Below are 21,309 nucleotides of genomic sequence, written 5' to 3'. Positions count from 1 at the left end.
TCAGTCCCGACACTCCGATGGGTTCGCCGGACCGGTCCTTCCATTACGCCCGACGGCGGCGCGTTACGCCCCCGGTCACGCACCGTCCCACGGGTCGACACCGGCGAGAACTCGGTCCTGCAGACCGGGGCCCAACCCCCTGCGCCCAGGAGCACTACCGATCCTGGTCTCAGTTCTGGTCTCATTCACCCCCGTCCAGCCAGGTCCGGCCGCCACCCAGCGGTTCGCTCCGCCGCAGGTCAGGACAGGTATGAACCCCGGCGGACACCGTTCGGGAGCATTGGAAAGCGTGTTGGGGGCAACCCCTCACGAGTTCGAATCTCGTATCCTCCGCCTTCACGAAGGCCCCGACCGGTGAACCGGTCGGGGCCTTCGTTGTTTTCCCCCTGAGAGCGTCATCGCCCCCGGTTGTAGCTGCTCCGATCACCTGTCCAGGCTGATCGCCGAGGATCACGAACCCGACACACCGCCGAGGGGGCGCTTCGTGTTCTCGATCAGGCTCGTCGTGGTTCAGCGGTGACCCGCTGCGAACACCTGTCCAGCAACCGCCTCCCGCTGCACACCTCGATCGACTACAACACAACGAGACGGACGCGATCACCGCAGAGCTTGGTCATGTAGTCAATGTCCGAGGTCGACAGGACGACCGGTCGCTGCTGCCGCAACGCCATCTCTGCTACCGCCGCGTCGAGCCCCTGGACGAGTTCGGCCCGCTCGGTATCCGGCCCACTGCCAGCAGCGGGTGGGGCGAACAGGGCCGGCCCGACCGGCTCCGGGCGACCTACACCGCACCCAGGGCGTCACTTCTGCTACTCCGTCGGTGACGACGCCCTCTGGGGGCGTCAACCACCGTCACAGGGGCACCTTGAACATGGCCGCACTTCGCTCGATCCGGGCCGCCCGCCCGGACGGCGCCCCGCTCCACGTGATCCTGGACAACCTCTCCTCCCACAACGGCAAGAAGGTCCTGCGCTGGGCGAAGAGGCACAAGGTCCACCTGTGTTTCACTCCGACCAACGCCTCCTGGGCCAATCCGATCGAGGCGCACTTCGGACCGCTGCGGCAGTTCACCCCCGCGAATTCCAATCATCCGAACCACACGGTCCAGACCCGCGCTCTACGCCTACCTGCGGTGGCGCAACGCCAACGCCGGCCACCCCGATGTCCTGGCCGTCCAGCGCAGGGAACGCGCCCGCAGCCGCAGCGAGAAAGGCAACCGCTGGGGCGGCAGGCCCCTTCTCGCCGCGTGATCCAGCAACCCGGTGAACCTATGCGGTCACAGCACTAGCGAGCTCGGCAGGGCGTTGGAGCTCCCTGCCATGACGCCCTGGCGTCCCCACACACCGACTCAAGCAGCGACATGGCGCATGCTCGAAGCCCGACCTCCGCACTGGAGGTGCTGGAGCGCTTCCCCTCCGCCCACAACCACCAACCACAGCTCGCGCTCACACTGGGCTTTGCGGGGATGAGGGTAAGCCGGCGCTCGCGCAACCTCATGCCGTTGGCTATCCAGCGGGACCGCACATGCCGGTTGCAGCTCCTCGGCCAAAGGGGCTCACATCGCCAGACAGTGGCGGCCATGAGGCTTGGTGGCATCGATCTCGGCCACTCCGACTCAGCCGGTCAGTGCTCCGAGCGGCTCAGCACTACGCACGAACCTTCACTGCCCGCCCATGGCATCTGCGAATCCGTCGGTGACCGGAGACAGATGAGCACCGATCCAGCCGATCGCTCACCATTCCGGGGCGCCAGTACCTGAACGCTACCGACTTACCCGCAGACACCATTGCGCCGCACGGTTATCAGGAATCAGTCATGAGCTCAACGAGCAAATACAGCACTAGACTGAGCGTGACGCAGTCATAGTCGATCAAATTAAGTCAGAGATGATAAAATAGAAAAATATTTTGAACCAGCAGATGACACCATGGCGGGATGTGCCACCATCTTCAGCATGCCCCATGCAAAGCTGGCCCCAGGGCCCGACTTCCCGGCACCGAAAGTCATTCTGGTCACCCCAGAAATGGCCGACAAGATCCTGCGTCACCAAAATCCAAACAACCGACCAGTCGACCGCACCCTGGTCGCACGCATGGTTGATGAGATCAACTCTGGCGGGTGGAAGGTCACCCACCAGGGGATCGCCTTCGACGGCCCCCTAAGTTCGGGCAAACTCATCGATGGACAGCATCGACTCCATGCAATTAACAAGTCTGGGGTCACGACTCCACTGCTAGTTTTTGAAAACGTTCCCAGGGAGACGTTTTCTGTCCTTGACACAGGAAAACGCCGAAACGGCGGCGATGTCCTCTGGCTGAGTGGCGAGCGAGACACCACTTTGCTTGCCGCCACCGTTCGCCATGTCTATCTGTTCAGGGTGGATCCGGATGGCGCGTGGTCCGGCACGAACTCGCGGATCAGCAATGATCAGGTCTTGGATATCTTCCACGCGCAGCCCGAAGAGTTCAGGAAGGCAGCGGCAGTCGGTCGGACCCTTAGCCAAGAGGTCGGAATTATTCCAACAGCCGCCTCTGCGGCCTACTTCTTGGCCGTAGAATCAGCGCCGGCAGCACGAATCGACGACTGGATCGAAGGCCTGGCCACGGGCGCCAATCTTAAATCAGACGATCCTCGCCTGGCACTGATCAAGACCATCAATACGCTACGAAATGGCTCCACTTCTCGACGCCGAACCGATACACGCGGGCAGATCGGCCTCTATATCAAGGCCTGGAATGCCTGGGTGACAGGCAGGCCGGTAAAAAGCCTTCGACTGCAAAGCGGAGAGAAGATGCCCAGACCAGTACAGCTCCTTCTTTGAAGTCGCCGCAGGTCCGGACTGCTCAGCAGTCCGGACCTTCTTCAGTTGCGGACCTGTCTCGGCCCGCAGGTCGGCCTACGTAGTGTCCGGTCCGGGAAGTACCGCCCGAAGCGGGTGCGATAGGCTATTTCTTCACGACGTTGGCCCCGCATTCGACCAGTGGGGGCAAGCCCAAACAGCGCTACCGGGTTCTGCTGTCCGCCGAGGATGCGACCTCGCTACCACCTCCTGCTACGGCATGACCTCCAACTGCCCGGCATACGCGACTTTGCTGCCGCGCCAGCATCAAAATCATCTGATCCGTTGCCGGACTAAGCGGGCCGTGGTCCGGCAACGATCCGGCTCTTCGCCCGGCAGTCTCACCGGGAGACGTCTTTTCTCCCTGCTGCCGACGACCTCTCATGCCAACGCCCAGCACCTCCCCTCCACTCGCCAGTCGGCGGCAGGCCGCCCCGGTGCGGACCGCGACCGGCTCGGCACGTTCCTCATCGCCTCCTGAGCCGCCTTGCACATGCCTGTTCTCGCCCTTCTCGGCCTGGCCGTCACGGCCACGACTGAGGTCAGCCGGCCTGCGAGCCGTCTCTGGGCCGTCACCAAGCCGGTCACTGAGGAGGTCTGCGCCCACTTCACGGTGGGAGGCAAGGGAAATGGCAAAGCGGGAACCAGGTCGGCGACGGCAACTGAGTGGTCTTGAAGCCCCTGCCCGCCGACCGGGCCGACGCGCGCGAATGCGGCGGCCTTCAGCATCGACCACACCGGCGAGGCAGACGGGAACCGTGGCAGCCCGTGGGTCCCCACCACGCTGATCGCTTCGTCGACCACCACGGACAGCACTCCACCGGGTTGGAGATCTCAACCAGAAGGCCTGGCGGTACAAGTGGGGGTGTCGGTCGTCGAGCAGAACGGCAGCAGCCGCCAGGGCTGAGGCCCGTCGGCGCTGAACTTCAGCCCGAGTGGAGCGCCTCCCGGCCTGTGACGCTCGACGGGGTCCGCCTATGCCACCGTCGTCCCGGGTGACAGATGCGCCGAACTCGGCGACGGCTCGTACTGCACCGCAGGCCCGGCCACGGCCTACGACAACTCCTGGAGTCCAGCGACAGAACAGGCCAGCCGACTCCGAAGGTCGTTGACGCCGCCGAACACCCAACGGCAGGGATGGCAGGCCTGCGTACGGGGTAGGGGCGGTGCGATACCTCGGCAGGTGTCGCACCGCTCCTCCAAACTCCAAAAGGATTGGCTTTTTCTTCGAAAGCGGAAACACCTATGATGATGACGGCGAAAGGGCCGTTACCGAAGGAATTTCTAGAAATCCTCGGCAGGCCGGTCGCCGCTCTCGCACGGGTTGATGATTCCTGGATGTGGAATATCGACCGGGGGCCACCGATAGAACTCCGATAATGGTCGAGATCGCCTACACCAGATCTTCTACCTCGTCGCTGCGGTGGAAACCATCCGGCCCATTCCCGGGAACGACGCGCCACCGCCGAGGATGCATCACGAGGCGTCCGCCGCCCGATTCATCGCTCAAGCTCTGCGAGCGGCGGGCGACCGCACCGGACTGCGCATGCCACAGCTCATGGAGATGGTTCTGCGGGACATCATGGCCTCGCCTGCAACGGATACGGAACTCGTCATCGAGGGCGAACACTTGGCTGGTCGAGCGCTGACCTACCAGGGCCACACGTCTGTCATGGCACCCGCTGACGACGTGCTGATCGTCTGCTCCGTGTCCCCCTCTGTGAGCGGCGTACCCGAACTGAGGTGGGCCACGATGCCCCCGAGTGCACGCTACAGCCCCAGCGATACCTGATCGCTCAATCACCGGAAGCTGCGGCAGTCTTTCAGCGCAACATGCTCGGGCCTGCCGGGGAGCGGAAGAGCGGCCACGACGCCCAGCTCGGATCACGCGGGAGCTGCGCGTCGGAGTAGTACTGCATCACTGCGGCGATGCGCATGAAGCCCCTGAAGTGGTTGCTGATCCCGGAATTCGGCGACCGGATGGCGTGCCGCTACCCAAGCTGCCGCTGATTCCTCTGTCTGCTCGTGATGCAGGGGCCCACACCAGAATTACACGGGCGGCGCTCGGTGTCAGCGAAGGTCTTTCGGGGTAGCGATCGGTCTCTGTTTTGCTCTCATCCACCCCCGTCCGGCCGGATTCGAGCTCGCCCAGCGGTTGGCCGCGCCGCAGTTCAGGGCGGGCGTGAACCCGGCGGACGGCGTTCAGCAGAATCAGAAAGCGTGTTGGGGGCAAGCCCTCGCGAGTTCGAATCGCGTATCCGCCGCCGGCGGAAGGTCCGGACGGCGACAGCGGGCCGGCCCTGTTCGTTCTCTGGTTGCAGGTCGAGCCCTTGGAGGCCCGGTCGGGCTCGGGGGATCCAGCGGTCGGCGGGCGGTCCGTGTTTCCATGGGGGTGTGCCCCTGTACATCGGCACCTCGGGCTGGCAGTACGACGACTGGCGTGGCGGGCTGTACGCGCCGGGGACGCCGCGGCGGCTGTGGCTGGAGGAGTACGCCCAGCGGTTCGCCACGGTGGAGAACAACAACGCCTTCTACCGGCTGCCGGCGGCCGAGACGTTCACCGCCTGGCGGGAGCGGACCCCGGACGGGTTCGTGATGGCGGTCAAGGCGAGCCGCTACCTGACGCACATCAAGCGGCTGCACGACCCGGAGGAGCCGGTGCGGCGGCTTCTGTCGGCCGCCGCCGGGCTGGGCCCGCGGCTCGGACCGGTGCTGCTCCAGCTCCCGCCCACTCTGAGGGCGGATGCCGATGTCCTCGACGGCTGTCTGGGCTGTTTCCCGGCCGGGGTGAGAGTGGCCGTCGAGCCCCGGCACGATTCGTGGTGGGTGCCGGAGATCCGGGCGGTGCTCGAACGGCGCGGCGCCGCCCTCTGCTGGGCGGACCGGCGGGGCCGACCGGTCACTCCGCTGTGGCGGACCGCCGACTGGGGCTACCTGCGCTTCCACGCCGGTCTGGCGCAGCCGCCGCCCCGGTACGGTCGGCGGTCGCTGGCCACCTGGATGGGAAGGGTCACGGAGGCCTGGTCGGACGAGGGCGACGTGTACGCGTACTTCAACAACGACCCCGGCGGTGCGGCGCCCCTGGACGCCGTCGCGTTCGCGCGAGCGGCCGTCAAGGCCGGCCGGACGGTGGCCGCGCCCGGTGGAGGGTGATCCCGGGCGGGGGCGGGGTGTTGCGGGTTGGTTCGGGGCGCACCTAGCGTGAGTGACCGCGGTGATCCGTTCACGCGGGAGGGGCGGTTTTGATGATGCGTCATGTCAGGAACGGCGTCCGGGCGGTGCTGGCGGCCGGCTTGCTCGTCGCCGGCGCGCTCGTCGGTGCGGCGCCGGCGGGGGCGGCGGCGGGGCCGACGGCCCTTCCCGCGTCCGAGTACACGCTCAGTGCGGACTATCACCGGTTCGACGCGCTCGACTCGGCGCTCGTCTCGACGCTGGGGACCTCGGCGGTGCACACGGTGATGGAGCACGCGAACCACGACCGGCAGGCGTTGCCCTCGTCCTTCTCCGTCGACGGCCTGTCCGGCGGCTTCCGGTTCGATGACGGGGACAACTCGGACTGCCAGAGCTTCCCGCAGGGCATCACGACGAGCCGGGACGCCGTGGGGACCGCCGACAGCGGCAACTACGACGGCCATCAGCTCGTGCTGGTGAGCTGGTACACCAAGGACGGCTGCGACGGCGCCCAGCAGCGCAGCCGGATCACGCTCGTCGACTGGGACGCCACGTACCCCAACGCGTACCGCAAGATCCTGCTGGTGGAGCCGACCGGCACCACCGCGGCGCCGGACTTCAAGGACATCCCGATCCACGCGGGCGGCGTGTCCTGGTACGGCAACTACCTGTACGTCGCCGACACCGGGCACGGCATGCGCGTCTTCGACATGCGCAAGATCCTCAACACCGATCCCGGCGGCACCGCCGACCAGATCGGCCGTCAGTCCTCGACCGTCTACCACGCCCACAACTACGCCTACGTGCTGCCCCAGATCGGCACGATCACGTCGCGGACGACCTCCGGCACCGACCTGGCGTGGTCGTCGATCTCCCTGGACCGGGTCAGCGGGTCGATCGTGATGACGGAGTACACCTGCCAGTCGGGCTGCACCGGGTACCCCAACCGGCCGCCGAGGGCGGTCCGCTTCCCGTTCGTGTCCGGGGGAACGACGTTCGCCGCGACGACGACCGCCAGTCAGGCGCTCCAGCTGCCCTGGTACAACCTCAACGGCGTGGCCTCCCACAACGGCCGATGGTGGTTCAACTCCTCGGGCCAGAAGAAGCTCTACTACTGGACCCCGACCGCCGGCCCCGCCACCTTCGCCTGGGTGAGCGGCGGCGAGAGCCTCTCCTACTGGGAGGACTCCACCAATCCCGACCTGCTGTGGTCGCTCCAGGAGACCACGGGCGGGCGCAACGTCTTCGCGGTCACCCAGGCCACGTACGGCGGCGGCTGAGCACCGGACCGCGGTCCGCGGTCCACGACGCCGCCGTGCAACCAAGTGTGCTCCGCACCGTCGGCGGCCCGGAGCGTTCGGGTGGTCTCGGACCGCCGACGGAACGAGATCGCGGTGTCCTTGGCGGCCGTCCGCCCTCGCGTGGCGCATGAGTGGACGAGGCGCTTCGGCGCCTGGTCCCTGTCCTCGAGGTGCGGAGTGTTCATGTCGCCGCTGTCCGTGGTCCGTCGTCCGGTCGTCGTCCTGCTGCTTCCCCTGCTCGCTCTCGTCACCGTTCTCCTGGGTGCCAAGGAGTCGTCGGCCGGGGTGCCGTTCCCCGCCGTGGCCCAGGAGGGGGTCCGCGCCGAGGCGGTGGACTGGGACGCGCTGGCCCGCTGCGAGAGCGGGGGACGGTGGAACGCCGACACCGGGAACGGCTACTACGGGGGGTTGCAGTTCAACGCGGCGACCTGGCGTTCCAACGGCGGCCTCGCCTACGCCGCCCGCCCGGACCTCGCGACCCGCGAACAGCAGATCGCCGTGGCCGAGCACCTCGCCGCGAGCCGCGGCCTGGCTCCGTGGCCGGCCTGCGGAGCCCGGGCCGGCCACGGCGGCGGCCGTTCGGGCAGTGACGCCGGCACACCCACCCGCAGCCACCGCCCCGCGTCTGCCCGGTCGCACGCCCCCGCCGCGCTCGCGCCGCGGAGCGACCGCACCGACCGCACCGACCGCAGCGACAGCAGCGACGGCAGCGACGGCACCGGACGCACCGACTCGGCGGACGCCTCCACGAGCGTCGACGCCGCCGCTGCCGCCGCTACGGACGGAACCGCCGCAGACGCAGCCGGCGCGGGCGGAGCCGCCGGGGACAGCTGGACCGTGCGTCCCGGCGACACCCTCGGGGGCATCGCCCAGGAGCTCGGTACCCCGGGCAGCTGGCCGGCCCTCTACGCCCTCAACAAGGACACCATCGGCGGCGACCCCGACCTGATCCTGCCCGGCGAGGTCCTGGCCCTGCGCTGACCCACGCGCACGGGCGCCCCGAGGTCGCGGCCGGCTGCGGTCCGTATCGACGTCCCCCTGTGACCTTCTGGCGCGCGCCCCCCATTGCGGCGGCCCGTCCGGTGATCCACCGCGCCCGTCGGCCTCCCACCAACCGCAACCGCAGCCCCGACGACGCCCCCGCGACAGGCGCGGTCGGTCGCCCGGCGGTGATCGGCAGCCTTCAGCCCTGGTGCGCGATCTCCGTGTCACCGTCACCGCCGTTTTTGCTCGGCTTGGCGGGCATGTCATCATGTGATGACATCGTCCGATGACATCACTCGATGACAGCGTCGGACCCTTCGATCTCTGACAAGGGGGCGCGTCCATGGAGACCCCGGCGGGGCCGTCCGAGCGGCGGAAGCGGGCCCTGGTGCCCGTCCTGGTGTTCCTCAGTGCCGTCGTGGCGGTGATCAGCAGCCTCGGGGCACCGATGATCCCGACCATCGCGGCCATCGACCACGTGTCGCTCGCCGAGGCGCAGTGGTCGCTGACCATCACCATGCTGGTCGGGGCGGTCGCCACGCCGGTGCTCGGGCGGCTGGGCGACGGACCGGCCCGGCGTACGGTCACGCTGACCGCCGCCGCCATGGTGGTGGTCGGCAGCGTGCTGGCCGCCCTGCCGCTCGGCTTCGGCTCGCTGATCGCCGGGCGGGCGCTGCAAGGCGTCGGGGTCGGACTCACCCCGCTGGCCATCGCCACCGCGCGGGACGCCCTGCCCGCCGCGGCCTCCCGCTCTGCGGTCGCGCTGCTCTCCATCACCACCGTCGCCGGGGTCGGCCTCGGCTACCCGGTCACCGGGCTGATCGCCCAGTCCTTCGGCATCCACGCGGCCTTCTGGTTCGGCGCCGTGATCAGCGCGCTGGCGCTGGCACTGGCCGCCCTGGTGCTGCCCCCGGCCGGGCACCGCGAGCGGCGCCCGCTGGACGCGCTCGGCGCGGTGCTGCTCGGGCTGACGCTGGTCGGACTGCTGCTGGTGCTCACCGAGGGCGAGGACTGGGGCTGGGGCAGCACCCGGCTGTGGACGGTCGCCGGCGTCTCGCTGCTCCTGCTGGTCGGGTGGGTCAGGCACGAGCTGCGCACCGCCCACCCGCTGGTGGAGCTGCGGAGTCTGACCAACCCGGTGGTGCTGACCGCGGACGTGGCCGGGCTGGTCGCGGGCGTCGGGATGTACCTGCTGATGTCCCTGGTGATCCGCTTCGTCCAGACGCCGGCCAGCACCGGCTACGGCCTGGGGGCCTCGGTCGTGGTGGCCGGTCTGGTGCTGCTGCCGTTCTCGGCGGTCAGCCTGCTGTCCAGCAAGGTCGTCCCGGTCCTCGCCCGGCGCACCTCGTCCGCCCTGGTCCTGCCGCTGGGCTGCGCGGTGTCGCTGGCCTCGATGCTGTTCTTCCTGTTCGCCCGCACCCACCTGTGGCAGCTCCTGGTGGTGATGGGGCTCGCCGGTCTCGGCGTCGGCTGCACCTTCGCCGTGATGCCGGGCCTGATCGTCAACGCGGTGGCCGCCGACGAGGTCGGCAGCGCGGTCAGCTTCAACCAGCTGCTGCGCACCGTCGGCTACTCCACCGGCAGTGCCCTGTGCGGCGCCGTGCTCCAGGCGCACACCGCGCCGGGGCAACTGCTGCCCGCGAACAGCGGCTACCGGGACGCGGCGCTGATCGGCTGCGCCGTGTGGGTGGTGATCGGCCTGACTACGATCGTCCTGCCGCGGCTCAGTGCCGCGACCGCCGCCCGGAGGGGTCCGCGCGTGGACGAGGAGCTGATGGTGGAAGAGAGCATCGCCGACGGCGTGGCCGGCGAGGGCGACGTGCCCGTGCTGCGGACCGGGGCCGAGCGGTGACCGAGGCGGCCACCGGGGCCGACGGAGCCGCGGTCGCGGACGACGGACGGCCGGAGCCCGCGACCCCACGGCGCCGGGACGCCGCCCGCAGCCGGGAGCTGCTGCTCCGGGCGGCGGCGGAGCTCTTCGCCGACCGCGGATTCGACCGCACCACCATCCGGGAGATCGGCGAACGGGCCGGGGTGGACCCGGCGCTGATCGCCCGCTACTTCGGCGGCAAGACCCAGCTCTACCTGGCCACCACGCGCCTGGAGCTGGGCGACTCGGCGCCGGCCGACCTGCTGGACGAGGAGCGCCTGCGCACCCTGGTGGAGCGGGTCACCCGGCGCGGACCTGGCCCCTCCTTCCAGGCCGCGGTCCTGCCCGGCGACAACACCGAGGTCCAGCAGGCCGCCCGCACCTACCTCCACGAGCGGCTGGTCGAACCGCTGTACCAGCGCTTCGCCGCCGAGCAGGTGGACCGCCCGCGGCTGCGTGCCGAGATCGCCACGGCGGCCTTCGCCGGGATCATCCTGGCCCGCTCCGGGGGAGCCTTCGCCGAACTGGCCGAGGCCGGTCCGGAGGAACTGCTCCCCCTCCTGCACGACCTACTGGCCGCCAGCCGCCAGCCGCCCGACGACCTGACCACCTGACCACCTGACCACCTGACCACCTGACCACCTGGCGACCTGACCACCTGGCCACCTGACCGTCTGACGGGCGAAGACCTGGCGGGCGACGACCGGTCGAGGCGCACCGCCTCACCGGCGCCGTCACTCCGCCAGGATGCCTATCTCATGGACGGCGTTGCGGTCGCCGGTGAGCGGCTGCACGCGCCCGGCCGAGTCGGTGGCCCGGCAGCGGACGCGGTGCGGGCCCGGGGCGAGGTCGCATCGGAGCCGGAAGCGCTGCCAGCTGGGGTGCGGCCCGCGCCGCTCCAGCTCGGCGGGCTGCCAGTCGGCGTCGTCCACGGCGATCTCGACGGCCGTCACCTCGGTCGCGCTCCAGGCGTAGCCCTCCAGTTCGCAGGCTCCGGCCGGGACGGACCCGCCGTCGCGCGGGGTGAGCAACTTGCTGCCGACGTCCTTCTCCCGGACCGGCCGGGCCTCGCCCCCGCCGGGCGGCACACGGGTGTACAGCCGGGTGGTGAACAGGTGGTCGGGGCGCTCGGCGGCCAGCACGATCCGGGTCAGCCACTTGACCGAGTTGGTGCCGAACATCCGGGGCGCCACCGCCCGTACCGGGTACCCGTGGTCGGGGCGCAGCGGTTCGCCGTTCATGCTGTGCGCGAGGACGACCTCGGCGCCCGCCTGATCGAGGGGCAGGTCCTTGAGGTACGTCAGACCGCTCTCCCCCGCGAAGTCACCGCGGTCGGCGCCCTCCAGCCAGACGTGCCGGGCCTCCGGGCGCGGGCCGGCCAGCGCCAGCACGGCGGCGAGCGGGGCCCCGGCCCACTCCACGTTGGTGACGGCACGGGTCGGTACGTGGGGGCGCAGCGGACTGCCGAAGCACTCGTGGACGGCGGTGAAACGGGTCTGCGGCAGGTCGAGGAGGGCCGGGAAGTCCAGCCGGAGGGGCCGCTCCACCGCGCCCTCGACGGTGAGCGTCCAGGTGTCCCGGTCGAGCCGCGGCGCCGGGCCGAGGTGGTTGCGGATGAACACCTCCTCGACCGGTGTGATGAAGAGGTCGGGTGTCTCAGGATCGGTCCTGATCATGCGTCATTCCCCCGTACGGCGATCATTGTTGCCGGGATCGACGGTACGAGGAGCGACTGACAACGGAGGGCGGCCGAGGAGGGGGAGGCGGCCTGCCCGGCGGAGTCGCAGTCCCCGACCCGGACCCGGACCCGGACCCCCAGCAGATCGCCGGTCCGGGCCCCCAGCAGATCACCGAGCCGGCCGGCGACAGACCACCGATCAGACCCGGGAGGCCCGGGAGACCCGGGAAGCTCGGGAGGCCCGCGCCGCCGCCATCAGCTCCGCCACCGTCGCCGCCTTGTGCTCCGAGTAGGCGAGCAGTCGGCCGGTGGCCCCGGCGGCGTCCCGCTTGGCCCGGGCGTACTGGGCGGCCGCCTCCGGGTGGGCCCGGAGGTGGTCGCGGAACAGCAGGTTGTCGGCCCACAAGCGGCCGCGCAGCCCGACCACATGGACGTTGGCCGGCTGCCCCGATCGCCGCCGCAGGTACTCGCGGCCGGGGACGCCCGCCTCGCCGAGGTGCTCGAAGCCGAGGCCTCGCACATAGCCGACCACCCCGTCCACGTCATCGGCGGCGCAGCCGATCTGGACGTCGAGCACTGGCTTGGCGTCCAGGCCGGGGACGGAGGTCGAGCCGATGTGCTCGACCTCCGCGTAGCGGTCCACTCCCCGCAGCCCGGTGGTCAACTGCTCGACCAGAGCCCGGCCCAGGGCCGCCCAGGCCGGGTCGTAGGGGACGATGTGGACCGGTTCGTCGAGGTCGGGCGTCGCATCGGACATGCCCCGGAGAGTAGCGGGCGGGGCCGGAGGCCCGGTCCCTTCGGGGCGGCCGGCCAAGCCCCCGAGCCGGACCGCCCGGCCCGGCCCGGGGAGCCTGGCCCGGCTCGGACCGCCCGGCCCGGCCCGGGGAACCCGACGGCCCCGGCTGCGCGGGCAGCCGGGGCCGGGGGGGTGGCCGCCGCAGGGGTGGCCGGTGGGGCTCAGCGCACCGCCTCGGTGGCGGGCCGGGCCGGGTCGGAGGATCGGGCGGGGTCTCCGGTCTCGGCAGGCCCGGCCGCCTCGGCCACCGTCCCCTCGCCCTGCTCCGGCTTGCGGCGCATCAGGACCAGGGTGAGCGCCGCGGCCGCCAGGACGGCGGCGCCGCCGGCCGTGAAGGTGGTCGAGGTCGCGGTGTTGAAGGCCTCGCGGGCGGCGTTCGCCAGGGCGCCGTCGCCGGTGGCGGCGGAGAGGGCGAGCGCGTCGGTGACGGCGTGCCGGGCCGGGGCGGGGGCGCCGGACGGCATCGCACCGGTGTAGGTGCTGGACAGCACGGTGCCGAGGACGGCCACGCCGAGCGCGGCGCCGGACTGCTGGATGGTGTCGTTGAGCGCGGAGCCGACGCCCGCGTGCTCGCCGGGGATCGCACTCATCAGCGCGTTGGCGGCGGCCGGCATGCCGAGGCCGGATCCGATGCCCAGCACGAGCATGGCCAGGGCGACCTTGGTGAAACCGTCGCCGACCGAGAGGGTGGCCAGCAGGCCGAAGCCGCCCGCGATGATCACCATGCCGATGGAGGTCAGGACCCGCGGCTGGAGCTTCTTGCCGAGCGCGGCGCCGATCGCGTTGAAGGCGAGCGAGGCGACGGCCAGCGGGATGAAGGCCAGGCCGGTGTCGGTGGGCGAGAACTCCAGCACGAACTGCAGGTACTGGGTGAGCACCAGCATCAGGCCGCCGGTGGCGAAGGTCAGCAGCACCAGCGAGAAGCTGGCGCCGGTGAAGACCCGGTTGCGGAACAGCTTGAGGGGCACCATCGGCGAGTCGGTGCGGACCTGCCGGACGCCGAAGCCGATCAGCGCGACCACCGCGACGGCCAGCGCGCCGAGGGTGCCGGCGTCGGTGAAGCCGTCCCGGGGCAGCACGATGATCGACCAGACCAGGGCCGTCATGCCGACCATGGAGAGCAGCATGCCGAGCAGGTCGGGCCGGCGCCACGGCCCCTTGGACTCCGGCATCAGCACGGCCGCCGCGACGATCGCCACCGCCGCCACCGGCACGTTGATGAGGAAGACGGCGCCCCACCAGAACTGCGCGATCAGCGCGCCGCCGAGCACCGGACCGCCCACCAGGCCGACCATGGCCACCGCGCTCCAGGCGGCGATCGCCTTGGGCCGCTCCTCGTCGTCGAAGACGGTGATCAGGATGGACAGCGTGCTGGGCATGACCAGGGCCCCGCCGACGCCCATCAGGACGCGTCCGGCGATCAGTTGGCCGGGGCTGGCGGCTACGGCCGCGACCAGCGAGGCGGCGCCGAACAGGGCCAGGCCGATGATCATCACCTTCCGCCGCCCGAAGCGGTCGGAGAGGCTGCCCGAGGTCAGCAGCAGCCCGGCGAAGACCAGGATGTACGAGTCGATGATCCACTGGATGTCCTGCGCCCCGGCCTCGAGGTCCTGCGCGATCGGCGGGATGGACACCGTCAGGACCATGTTGTCGATCACCAGCACCAGGCTGCTGAGACAGAGCACGACCAGGATGAGCCAACGACGCGGGTGACGATCCACCACCGCGATTCCCCCTTCGGTTTCATGGCGCGCCGGCCGGAGCCGCGCGGATGTCGGAGCGGCGCACACCATCCCCCGTCCCTGGCCGAACGATGTGCGCCATGCCGAACACTGTACGGCGACCGAACAGTGTTCGCAACGCCGTACGGCGTGCGCCAGATCGCACGCCGTTCGCCGTGCCGTACGGTGTGCGGACGGGCCCCTATGCTGGACGGGCCGCCCGCCACCAGGGAGCAAGAGCACAAGAGGAAGGACAGCCGGATGACGGCCAAGTCGGAGGACACCCCGCCGGAGCCCCGCACCGGTGCGCTGCCGGGCATCCCCTCGCCGTGGAACCGCCCCCGGCGCGGCCGGACGCAGCCGGCCCTCAGCCGGGACCAGATCGTCGCGGAGGCCTTCGCGCTGCTGGACGCGGAGGGCATCGAGGCGCTGAGCATGCGCAAGCTCGGCGCCCGGCTCAACGCCGGCGCGACCTCGCTGTACACCCACGTCGCCAACAAGGAGGAACTGCTCGCCCTGGTGGTCGACCAGGTCTTCGGGGAGCTCCCGCTACCGGTGGCCGAGGGCGCCGAGGACCCGAAGGTCTGGCGCGCCGCGGTCCTCGAGTGCACCGAGGGCATGCGCGCGGCCATCAACCGCCACCCCTGGATGGTGTCGGTGCTCGGTGACGTCGGGATGGTCTACCTGGGCCCCAACTGGATGGGGATCTCCGAGGCCCTGCTGGCCGTGATGGAGACGGCCGGCTTCGACCTCGCCGAGGCCAACGACGTGATGAACGCGGTCATGGGCTACACCATCGGAACGGCCTGCGTGGAGGCCGCCTGGCTGAGCGCGCTGGCCAAGACCAGCCGCAGCGAGCAGGAGGTCATGGACCAGTTGCTGCCCACCGTCGTGGCCGCCACCAAGGACTTCCCTCGGCTGCACCGGCTCTACACCACCCAGGTGCCGAAGGAGATCGCCGCCGGACGGGACGACGGCTTCGTCCGCGGCATCACGGTGATCCTGGACGGCATCGAGGCGACCCGGGCGGCACGCCGGGACGGCTGAACCCGGGCGGAGACGCGCCCGGGGCCGCAGGCGCGTCCCGGGCGCTCAGCCCATCGACTTCGCGCCGTCCAGCGCCTCCCGGATGATGTCCGCGTGCCCGGCGTGCTGCGCCGTCTCGGCGATCACGTGCAGCAGCACCCGGCGGGCCGACCAGCTCGCCCCCTGCTCGAACCAGGGCGCCGGCGGCAGCGGGTGGGCGAGATCGAGGTCGGGCAGGCTGCGGACCAGCTCGTCGGTGTCGCGCGCGACCTCCCCGTAGGCGTCGAGCAGGTCGGCCAGCGTCTCGCCCTCCGTCATCCGGAACTGCGCCGCCCAGTCCCCGCCGCCGCTGCGCATCGCCTCCGCGCCGCCCACGATGAACCGGGCCCAGCGCGCCTCGACCGCGGCCACGTGCTTGATCAGGCCGCCCAGGCACAGCTCGCTGACCGTGGTGCGCCGGGCCGCCTGCTCGTCGGTGAGGTCCCGGACGGTGCGGCGCAGCAGGTCGCGGTGCTTGTCCAGGGTCTCGACGAACTCCTCGCGCTCGCCCATCAGACGTCCGCGGTCGGCGGCTGGTCCCCCACCGTCCGGCCCAGGTCGATCAGTCCGAAGGCCGCACCCTGCTGGTCGCCGACCGCCGCGAAGCGGCCGAACGGGCTGTCCATCGGCCCGAAGTACACCGTGCCGCCGCGCTCCGTCAGCCGCTCGATCGCGGCGTCGGCGTCGTCCACGGCGAAGTAGACGCTCACGTACGAGGGCGCCTCGGGCGGCAGGACGTCGCCCTCCGCCCCCATCCGGCCGAGCACCGGCCGCTCGCCGACCTGGAACATCCGGTAGTCGATCTGCTCGGAGTCCATCCGCTTGACGCCGTACGGGAAGACCGCGGGGAAGAAGGCGTCGGCCTTCGCCGGCTCGCGGGTGACGATCTCGGCCCAGCTGTACGCGCCGGGCTCGCCCTGCTTCTCGAAGCCCTCGTGGACCCCCGCCTGCCAGACGCCGAACACCACCCCACCCGGATCCCTGGCGACCACCATCGTGCCGAAGTCACCGACGGTCATCGGGCCCATGACCACCTCCCCGCCGTTGGCGCGGATCCGCTCGGCGGTGGCGGCGGCGTCCGGCGAGGCGAGGTACAGGCACCAGGCGGACGGCGCCTGCGAGCCGGGCATCGGCGGCACGATCGCGGCGACTGCCTTGCCGTCCGAGTAGGCCTGGGTGTAGTTCCCGTACTCGGACGAGCTCTCGCCGAAGGTCCAGCCGAGAACGTGACCGTAGAAGGCCTTGGCACCCTCCAGGTCGCTGAACATCGCATCGGCCCAACAGGGTGTGCCCTCAGGTAGCGCAGCCATCTCTCAACCCTCGTCTGTGGCGATGTGGGCGCGCGCCGGGAGGCGTGCGCGACCCCCGACTCGCCAGCCTAGTCACGACGCGGCGCACCCGCGCGGGCTGACCGCACGGGTGCGCCGGGGTACCGAGGGAGGCGAGATGCCGGGGCACCGAGCTGCCGAGACTGCCGGGCTGCCAAGGCCACCGGGCTGCCAAGGCTGCCGGGCTGGAGGCTGCCGGGCAGCCGAGTCAGTTCACCGGAGCAGCCGCCCCGCTCGGCCGCGGCCGCAGCGAGGCCGTCCCGAGGCCGGTCGGGCCGCTCGGGATCGCGGGCGCCGCCCGGGTCACCGGAGCCGCACCGGCTGCCGCCGCCCGGGACCGGACCGAACCGACGAGGTCCCGTTCGGCGCCGAAGTGCCGCTCCAGGTCCTCCGGACGGTAGCGCCGGCAGGCCTCGTGCCAGTTCAGCACGCCCGCGAGCCAGTTCTCCAGTTCCCGGACGTACCCGCCGAGCAGCTCACGGGCGGTCGCGTCCAGCCCGAAGTCCTCGTACAGCACGGGGAGTTCGTGCTGCGCGACGTGCTGGAACTGCTCCAGCCGGGAGTGCATCAGGTCATCGACGATCCGGACCGCCGACGGGTAGTCGCAGGCGAAGAAGTTCTGCACCACCAGCACGAGGTTGTGCAGCTCGCCCTCGTACTCGATCTCCTTCTGGTAGGAGAAGAGGTCGTTGATCATGCAGGCGTAGTCCGAGGCGGAGTTCTCCAGCGCGCGCATCGAGCCGTGCCGGTACACCTCCTCCGGCACGCTCCTCCCGTGCGACAGCCGACTGAGGCTCATGGTCAGGTCGGAGCCGAAGGTGGCGCGGCGCATCTCCAGGTAGTCGACCGGGTCCGGGATCCGGTTCTGGATCTGGTTGCTGAGCTCCCAGATCCAGCTGTCCGTCATCACCTCGATCGACTCGCGCAGCTTTCCCCGGGCCTCGACGGTCATCGGTCCGGTGGTCCGCTCCCAGATGTCGGCGAGGCTGCGCTCCAGCGGGTTGGCCGGCTCGGGAGTCGGGGTGCCGTCCAGCGGCATGAACAGCGGCAGCCGGGCGTTGGCCGCCTTGGCCCCGGCCAGGTCCCGGGTGCGCCCGAAGACCACCGGGTAGTAGTCGTCCGCCCAGGTGCCCCAGGCCAACCAGGCGGAGGCGATGTCGAGTTCGTCGGCGGTGGCATCGGGGAAGATGCCGGCGGCGCAGAGCGGGAGGTCGTAGTCGCGCATCGACTCGGCGTCCCAGATCCCGGTGCCGGGGATGCCCGCGTGCTCGGAGAGCAGGCCGACCCGCTCGGCCCAGTCGACCACCCGGTCCCGGGCGCCGTCCAGGTGCGGGCTCAGCGAGAGGCCGAACGGCAGCTTGAACTCGGGCAGCCTGGAAGGTCCGACGGGCTGGAAGGGGACGTGGCCGTGCGAGCGCGCCCGCCGTACGGCCGGTCCGGCGGCGGACGCCGGAGCCGCAGCGGCCTTCTCCCCCACCGCGCCGCTGTTCGCCGCACCGCTGTTCACCGCGGCACTGTTCGCCGCACCGTTGCGCAGGATGTCCAGCGCCGAGGTGCCGATGCCCCCGATCGCGTACCGGTCCCACCAGTTGCCGGCGGCGGGCAGCCCCGGCAGCCCCGCCCCGGCTCCGGACGCCCCGGCTCCGGACAACCCGGCCGACCCGGACAACCCGGCCGGCCCGCCGCCCGCCCCGGGCACCACCGGCCCGGCCGAACCCGCCGCCGCGCCACCGCCGTTCATGTACCGACTGGAGCGCATGTGCCACTCGTGCCCGCCCGACTGCCAGTCCTGCAGGCCCTTGACGTACGCCATCACCCGGGCGCGGCCCTCCGGCCCGAGCCCCGTCTCCGCGAACAGCACCGGCAGTTCGGTGAACACGGTGTTCTCGAACTGCTGGAGCCGCGAGGTGAGCAGGTCGTTGACCGCGTCGGCGGCCTCCTGGGTGGAGCACTCCAGGAAGCGCTCCAGCACCAGGATGCCGTTGCTCAGCTCGCCCTCGTCCTCGACCTCGCGCTGGTACGAGAAGATGTCGTTGCGCAGGTGCACCCCGTCGGAGAAGGCGTCCATCAGCACCCGCAGCGCGCGCGAGCCCGAAACCTCCTTGGGCACCTCGGCGTCGGCCGCGTACTCGACCAGTTGCGCGGACCACGGCGCACCGCCGACCTTGCGGCGCATCTCGATGTACTCGACCGGGTTGGCCACCCGGCCGGCGTTGATGTTGGCGAGTTCCCACAGCGATTCGTCGAGCAGGTTGCGGGTGCTCTCGGCGAACCGGATCCGCCAGTCCTCGCCCATCGCCGGGACGGTGCGCCGCCACAGGTCGGCCAGCCCCGCCTCGACCGGGTTCTCCGGCTCGGGCATCGGGGTGCCCGGGTGCGGCGGCATGAACAGCGGCAGCCGGTCGAGGTGCGCCTTGCCGGCCTCGCGGTCGTTGGTGCGCTTGTACATGTCGAGGAAGTGGTCGTCGAAGAAGAAGACCCACACGTACCAGTCGGTCACCAGCGACAGCGCCTCGGCGGAGGCGTCGGGATGGGTGTAGGCGCAGAGCAGTCCGTAGTCGTGGGCCTCCAGATCGGCCTGGTCCCAGATGCCCGATCCCTCCAGCATTCCCATCTCCCGGGCCCAGCCGGTGGAGTGGGCCCGCGCCTCGTCCAGATGGGGATTGAGCCGTGCCGGGTGCGGCACGTAGAAGGACGGCAGTTCGAACGGCTGGGTCACGGCGGGCGAGCCTTTCTGGACGCGTCTGGTGGTCCAAGGATGACGTGTCGTCAGGTCGCCACACCGGCACAACAGGAACAGTCATATGAGATGACCCACCCGCTCGAACCCTCACTCGAACTACCGCCCGAGCGCTCGGCCGCAGCCGACTCCGGCACGCGAAACCCCGCTTCCCACCAGCGGTTTCCGTCCTCCTCCACCCCGCCACAACCACTCGCGCGGCCGAGCGCGCACCACCGGCCGCACACCCCTTCCCGAGCTCCGGCGCACGCCGACCACACCTCAACCGCCAATGCCGGCAACACCGTAGAGCGGCGGACAAAAATTCTCCCGAGTTCCCTCCGAAAGGCCCCCAATAACCGTTCCGCCAACGAACAATGCGTGCCCGACAAGGCCGATAACACCAAGACTTGCCCGAATACGGCGTGTTGACGGTGTCCACTCCGACCGGTTTCGACCAGACTGGGGCGACCCGACGGCAACTCCGAGGAGGGCACACCCATGAACGTCACCGTCCGGCTCGCCCAGCAGCCCGAGGCCGACGAACTGCTCGGACGAAGTGCGCTCGCCGCGCTCGTCGGCATGCTGTTGGACCAACAGGTCCCGATGGAATGGGCGTTCACCGGCCCGCTGATCATCGCCCAGCGCCTCGGCCGCAAAGACCTCGACGCCCACGAGATCGCCACCTACAACCCGGAGGAATTCGTCGCGCTCCTCTCCGCCAAGCCGGCCGTCCACCGCTATCCGGCCGCGATGGCCAAACGGGTGCAGCAGCTGTGCCAGTTCCTCGTCGCGCAGTACGACGGCGACGCCGCCGCGCTGTGGAAGGACGCCCGCTCCGGCAAGGAGCTGCTCAGCCGCCTCAACGCCCTCCCCGGCTTCGGCAAGCAGAAGTCGCAGATCTTCCTGGCCCTGCTCGGCAAGCAGTACGGCGTCCGGCCGGAGGGCTGGCGCGAGGCCGCCGGCGTGTACGGCGAAGAGGGTTCGCACCGCTCCGTCGCCGACATCACCGGCCCGGAATCGCTGGCTCTGGTACGGGAGTTCAAGCAGGAGATGAAGCGCGCCGCGAAGGAGGCCAAGGCCGCCGCGAAGCCGCGCACCACGGGCCGGGCGTCCACCGCGGTCGTCACCGGCGCCCGTTGAACCGACGGGCAGCGCAGCGCGCCGACGTCACACCCACCGGGCCGGCGGCCCGGAAAACCGGTTGCCGCGCCGAGCGCCGTCCGGCGACGCTTCCGGCATGACCCAACCCGTTCCTGCCGCCACCCCGGGCGTGTCCGCGCTCTTCGCCTCCGACGGCCGCCTGACCAGCGTTCCCCGGAAGGCGGCCCGCCGGGAGCAGCTGCTGGCCCACCTCGCGCAGACCCTGTTCGAGCCGGACCGCAGCTACACCGAGGCGGAGGTCAACGACGCGCTGCGCACCGTGCACGACGACGCCCCGGCCCTGCGCCGCTACCTGGTCGAGTCCGGGCACCTGGCCCGCCCCAAGGACGGCAGCAGCTACCGGCGGGCCGGGATCCTCCGGTAGTCGTAGCAGCCGCGGATCCGCCGGACGAAGTACCGCCCGTGGCTGTCCGCCGCCATCAGCTCCCGGTGCACCCTCGCCGGGACGTCCGCGTAGCGGTACACCTGCCCGCCGTGGAACTCCAGCTCCAGCACGCGCTGCGCCCGGTCGTAGCCGACCGAGCGCAGCACCGAGGAGACCACCGCCGTCCGGTCCATGGTCATCCCAGTGTGCGCCGAGGGCCCCGGCCGCGCCCAGTCCTGGTGGACCACATCGCCGTTGGTGCGGACGATCACGTCGATCGTCATCCGCTCCTCGACCTCGTAGTCGGCG

The 21,309-nt window shown here is 70.7% G+C and carries 15 protein-coding genes and 3 pseudogenes; 10 read left to right on the top strand and 8 right to left on the bottom strand.

Going from position 1 to position 21,309, the window contains the following annotated elements; genetic code table 11:
• Nucleotides 1-572 precede the first annotated feature (572 nt).
• Nucleotides 573-692 (bottom strand): annotated as a pseudogene (locus tag ABT247_RS14895) (DNA-binding protein); the annotation flags it as partial.
• Here ABT247_RS14895 and ABT247_RS14890 point away from each other — a divergent pair.
• The 7 genes and pseudogenes from ABT247_RS14890 to ABT247_RS14860 all read left to right on the top strand — a co-directional run.
• Nucleotides 684-1,250, top strand: a pseudogene (locus tag ABT247_RS14890) (transposase); the annotation flags it as partial. The pseudogenes ABT247_RS14895 and ABT247_RS14890 overlap by 9 nt on opposite strands.
• Nucleotides 1,251-1,954: 704 nt before the next feature.
• Complete coding sequence (locus ABT247_RS14885; RefSeq protein WP_350742720.1) at nucleotides 1,955-2,821, top strand: hypothetical protein; 867 nt, start codon at nucleotides 1,955-1,957, stop codon at nucleotides 2,819-2,821.
• Between the two features lie 2,412 nt (nucleotides 2,822-5,233).
• The gene (locus tag ABT247_RS14880; protein ID WP_350742718.1) at nucleotides 5,234-5,992 is read left to right on the top strand and encodes a DUF72 domain-containing protein; all 759 of its coding nucleotides are present in this window, start codon (nucleotides 5,234-5,236) and stop codon (nucleotides 5,990-5,992) included.
• A 92-nt stretch (nucleotides 5,993-6,084) separates the two neighbouring features.
• Nucleotides 6,085-7,290 (top strand): hypothetical protein, encoded by a 1,206-nt coding sequence (locus ABT247_RS14875; RefSeq protein WP_350742716.1) that lies wholly within the window; start codon nucleotides 6,085-6,087, stop codon nucleotides 7,288-7,290.
• A gap of 204 nt (nucleotides 7,291-7,494) precedes the next feature.
• The gene (locus ABT247_RS14870) at nucleotides 7,495-8,292 is read left to right on the top strand and encodes a transglycosylase family protein (protein ID WP_350742714.1); all 798 of its coding nucleotides are present in this window, start codon (nucleotides 7,495-7,497) and stop codon (nucleotides 8,290-8,292) included.
• 346 nt (nucleotides 8,293-8,638) lie between these two features.
• On the top strand, nucleotides 8,639-10,147 hold the full coding sequence (locus ABT247_RS14865; protein ID WP_350742712.1) for an MFS transporter: 1,509 nt from the start codon (nucleotides 8,639-8,641) through the stop codon (nucleotides 10,145-10,147).
• On the top strand, nucleotides 10,144-10,779 hold the full coding sequence (locus ABT247_RS14860; RefSeq protein ID WP_350742710.1) for a TetR/AcrR family transcriptional regulator: 636 nt from the start codon (nucleotides 10,144-10,146) through the stop codon (nucleotides 10,777-10,779). Before ABT247_RS14865 ends, ABT247_RS14860 begins: the two co-directional genes overlap by 4 nt.
• Before the next feature lie 120 nt (nucleotides 10,780-10,899).
• Here ABT247_RS14860 and ABT247_RS14855 read toward each other — a convergent pair whose 3' ends face one another.
• The 3 genes from ABT247_RS14855 to ABT247_RS14845 form a co-directional block, all read right to left on the bottom strand.
• Nucleotides 10,900-11,841: a molybdopterin-dependent oxidoreductase gene (locus ABT247_RS14855; RefSeq protein WP_350742708.1), complete on the bottom strand. Its 942-nt coding sequence runs from the start codon at nucleotides 11,839-11,841 to the stop codon at nucleotides 10,900-10,902.
• A gap of 201 nt (nucleotides 11,842-12,042) precedes the next feature.
• Nucleotides 12,043-12,600: a GrpB family protein gene (locus tag ABT247_RS14850; RefSeq protein ID WP_350742706.1), complete on the bottom strand. Its 558-nt coding sequence runs from the start codon at nucleotides 12,598-12,600 to the stop codon at nucleotides 12,043-12,045.
• 200 nt (nucleotides 12,601-12,800) lie between these two features.
• Nucleotides 12,801-14,360: an MFS transporter gene (locus tag ABT247_RS14845; protein ID WP_350742736.1), complete on the bottom strand. Its 1,560-nt coding sequence runs from the start codon at nucleotides 14,358-14,360 to the stop codon at nucleotides 12,801-12,803.
• Between the two features lie 261 nt (nucleotides 14,361-14,621).
• On the opposite strand from ABT247_RS14845, the gene ABT247_RS14840 reads away from it, so the two are divergent.
• Complete coding sequence (locus ABT247_RS14840; protein WP_350742704.1) at nucleotides 14,622-15,407, top strand: TetR/AcrR family transcriptional regulator; 786 nt, start codon at nucleotides 14,622-14,624, stop codon at nucleotides 15,405-15,407.
• Nucleotides 15,408-15,452: 45 nt separating this feature from the next.
• Here ABT247_RS14840 and ABT247_RS14835 read toward each other — a convergent pair whose 3' ends face one another.
• The 3 genes from ABT247_RS14835 to ABT247_RS14825 form a co-directional block, all read right to left on the bottom strand.
• Nucleotides 15,453-15,938, bottom strand: coding sequence for a DinB family protein (locus ABT247_RS14835; protein WP_350742702.1), 486 nt, complete (start codon nucleotides 15,936-15,938; stop codon nucleotides 15,453-15,455).
• Nucleotides 15,938-16,735 carry a VOC family protein gene (locus ABT247_RS14830; protein ID WP_350742700.1) on the bottom strand — a complete coding sequence of 266 codons (798 nt, stop codon included), beginning with the start codon at nucleotides 16,733-16,735 and terminating at the stop codon, nucleotides 15,938-15,940. The genes ABT247_RS14835 and ABT247_RS14830 overlap by 1 nt, the downstream gene beginning before the upstream one ends.
• A 226-nt stretch (nucleotides 16,736-16,961) precedes the next feature.
• Complete coding sequence (locus ABT247_RS14825; protein WP_350742698.1) at nucleotides 16,962-19,472, bottom strand: terpene synthase family protein; 2,511 nt, start codon at nucleotides 19,470-19,472, stop codon at nucleotides 16,962-16,964.
• A 501-nt stretch (nucleotides 19,473-19,973) separates the two neighbouring features.
• On the opposite strand from ABT247_RS14825, the gene ABT247_RS14820 reads away from it, so the two are divergent.
• Entirely contained in the window at nucleotides 19,974-20,615 is a 642-nt protein-coding gene (locus ABT247_RS14820; RefSeq protein WP_350742696.1) for an HhH-GPD-type base excision DNA repair protein, read from the top strand.
• Between the two features lie 97 nt (nucleotides 20,616-20,712).
• Nucleotides 20,713-21,000 (top strand): DUF2087 domain-containing protein, encoded by a 288-nt coding sequence (locus ABT247_RS14815; RefSeq protein WP_350742694.1) that lies wholly within the window; start codon nucleotides 20,713-20,715, stop codon nucleotides 20,998-21,000.
• Nucleotides 21,001-21,062: 62 nt separating this feature from the next.
• Here ABT247_RS14815 and ABT247_RS14810 read toward each other — a convergent pair.
• Nucleotides 21,063-21,309 (bottom strand): annotated as a pseudogene (locus tag ABT247_RS14810) (KTSC domain-containing protein); the annotation flags it as partial.

The organism is Kitasatospora sp. NPDC001539 (assembly GCF_040298565.1).
Classification (GTDB): Bacteria; Actinomycetota; Actinomycetes; order Streptomycetales; family Streptomycetaceae; genus Kitasatospora.
The sequence above is the reverse complement of the archived record's forward strand: the minus strand, read 5'-3'. Positions and strand labels throughout refer to the sequence as shown.

Excerpts from the sequence above, each read along its gene's own strand:
- ABT247_RS14875 (WP_350742716.1), top strand. The coding sequence starts at position 6,085 with ATGATGCGTCATGTCAGGAACGGCGTCCGGGCGGTGCTGGCGGCCGGC.
- ABT247_RS14855 (WP_350742708.1), bottom strand. The coding sequence starts at position 11,841 with ATGATCAGGACCGATCCTGAGACACCCGACCTCTTCATCACACCGGTC.
- ABT247_RS14885 (WP_350742720.1), top strand. The coding sequence starts at position 1,955 with ATGCCCCATGCAAAGCTGGCCCCAGGGCCCGACTTCCCGGCACCGAAA.
- ABT247_RS14850 (WP_350742706.1), bottom strand. The coding sequence starts at position 12,600 with ATGTCCGATGCGACGCCCGACCTCGACGAACCGGTCCACATCGTCCCC.
- ABT247_RS14870 (WP_350742714.1), top strand. The coding sequence starts at position 7,495 with ATGTCGCCGCTGTCCGTGGTCCGTCGTCCGGTCGTCGTCCTGCTGCTT.
- ABT247_RS14830 (WP_350742700.1), bottom strand. The coding sequence starts at position 16,735 with ATGGCTGCGCTACCTGAGGGCACACCCTGTTGGGCCGATGCGATGTTC.
- ABT247_RS14815 (WP_350742694.1), top strand. The coding sequence starts at position 20,713 with ATGACCCAACCCGTTCCTGCCGCCACCCCGGGCGTGTCCGCGCTCTTC.
- ABT247_RS14820 (WP_350742696.1), top strand. The coding sequence starts at position 19,974 with ATGAACGTCACCGTCCGGCTCGCCCAGCAGCCCGAGGCCGACGAACTG.
- ABT247_RS14835 (WP_350742702.1), bottom strand. The coding sequence starts at position 15,938 with ATGGGCGAGCGCGAGGAGTTCGTCGAGACCCTGGACAAGCACCGCGAC.
- ABT247_RS14840 (WP_350742704.1), top strand. The coding sequence starts at position 14,622 with ATGACGGCCAAGTCGGAGGACACCCCGCCGGAGCCCCGCACCGGTGCG.
- ABT247_RS14865 (WP_350742712.1), top strand. The coding sequence starts at position 8,639 with ATGGAGACCCCGGCGGGGCCGTCCGAGCGGCGGAAGCGGGCCCTGGTG.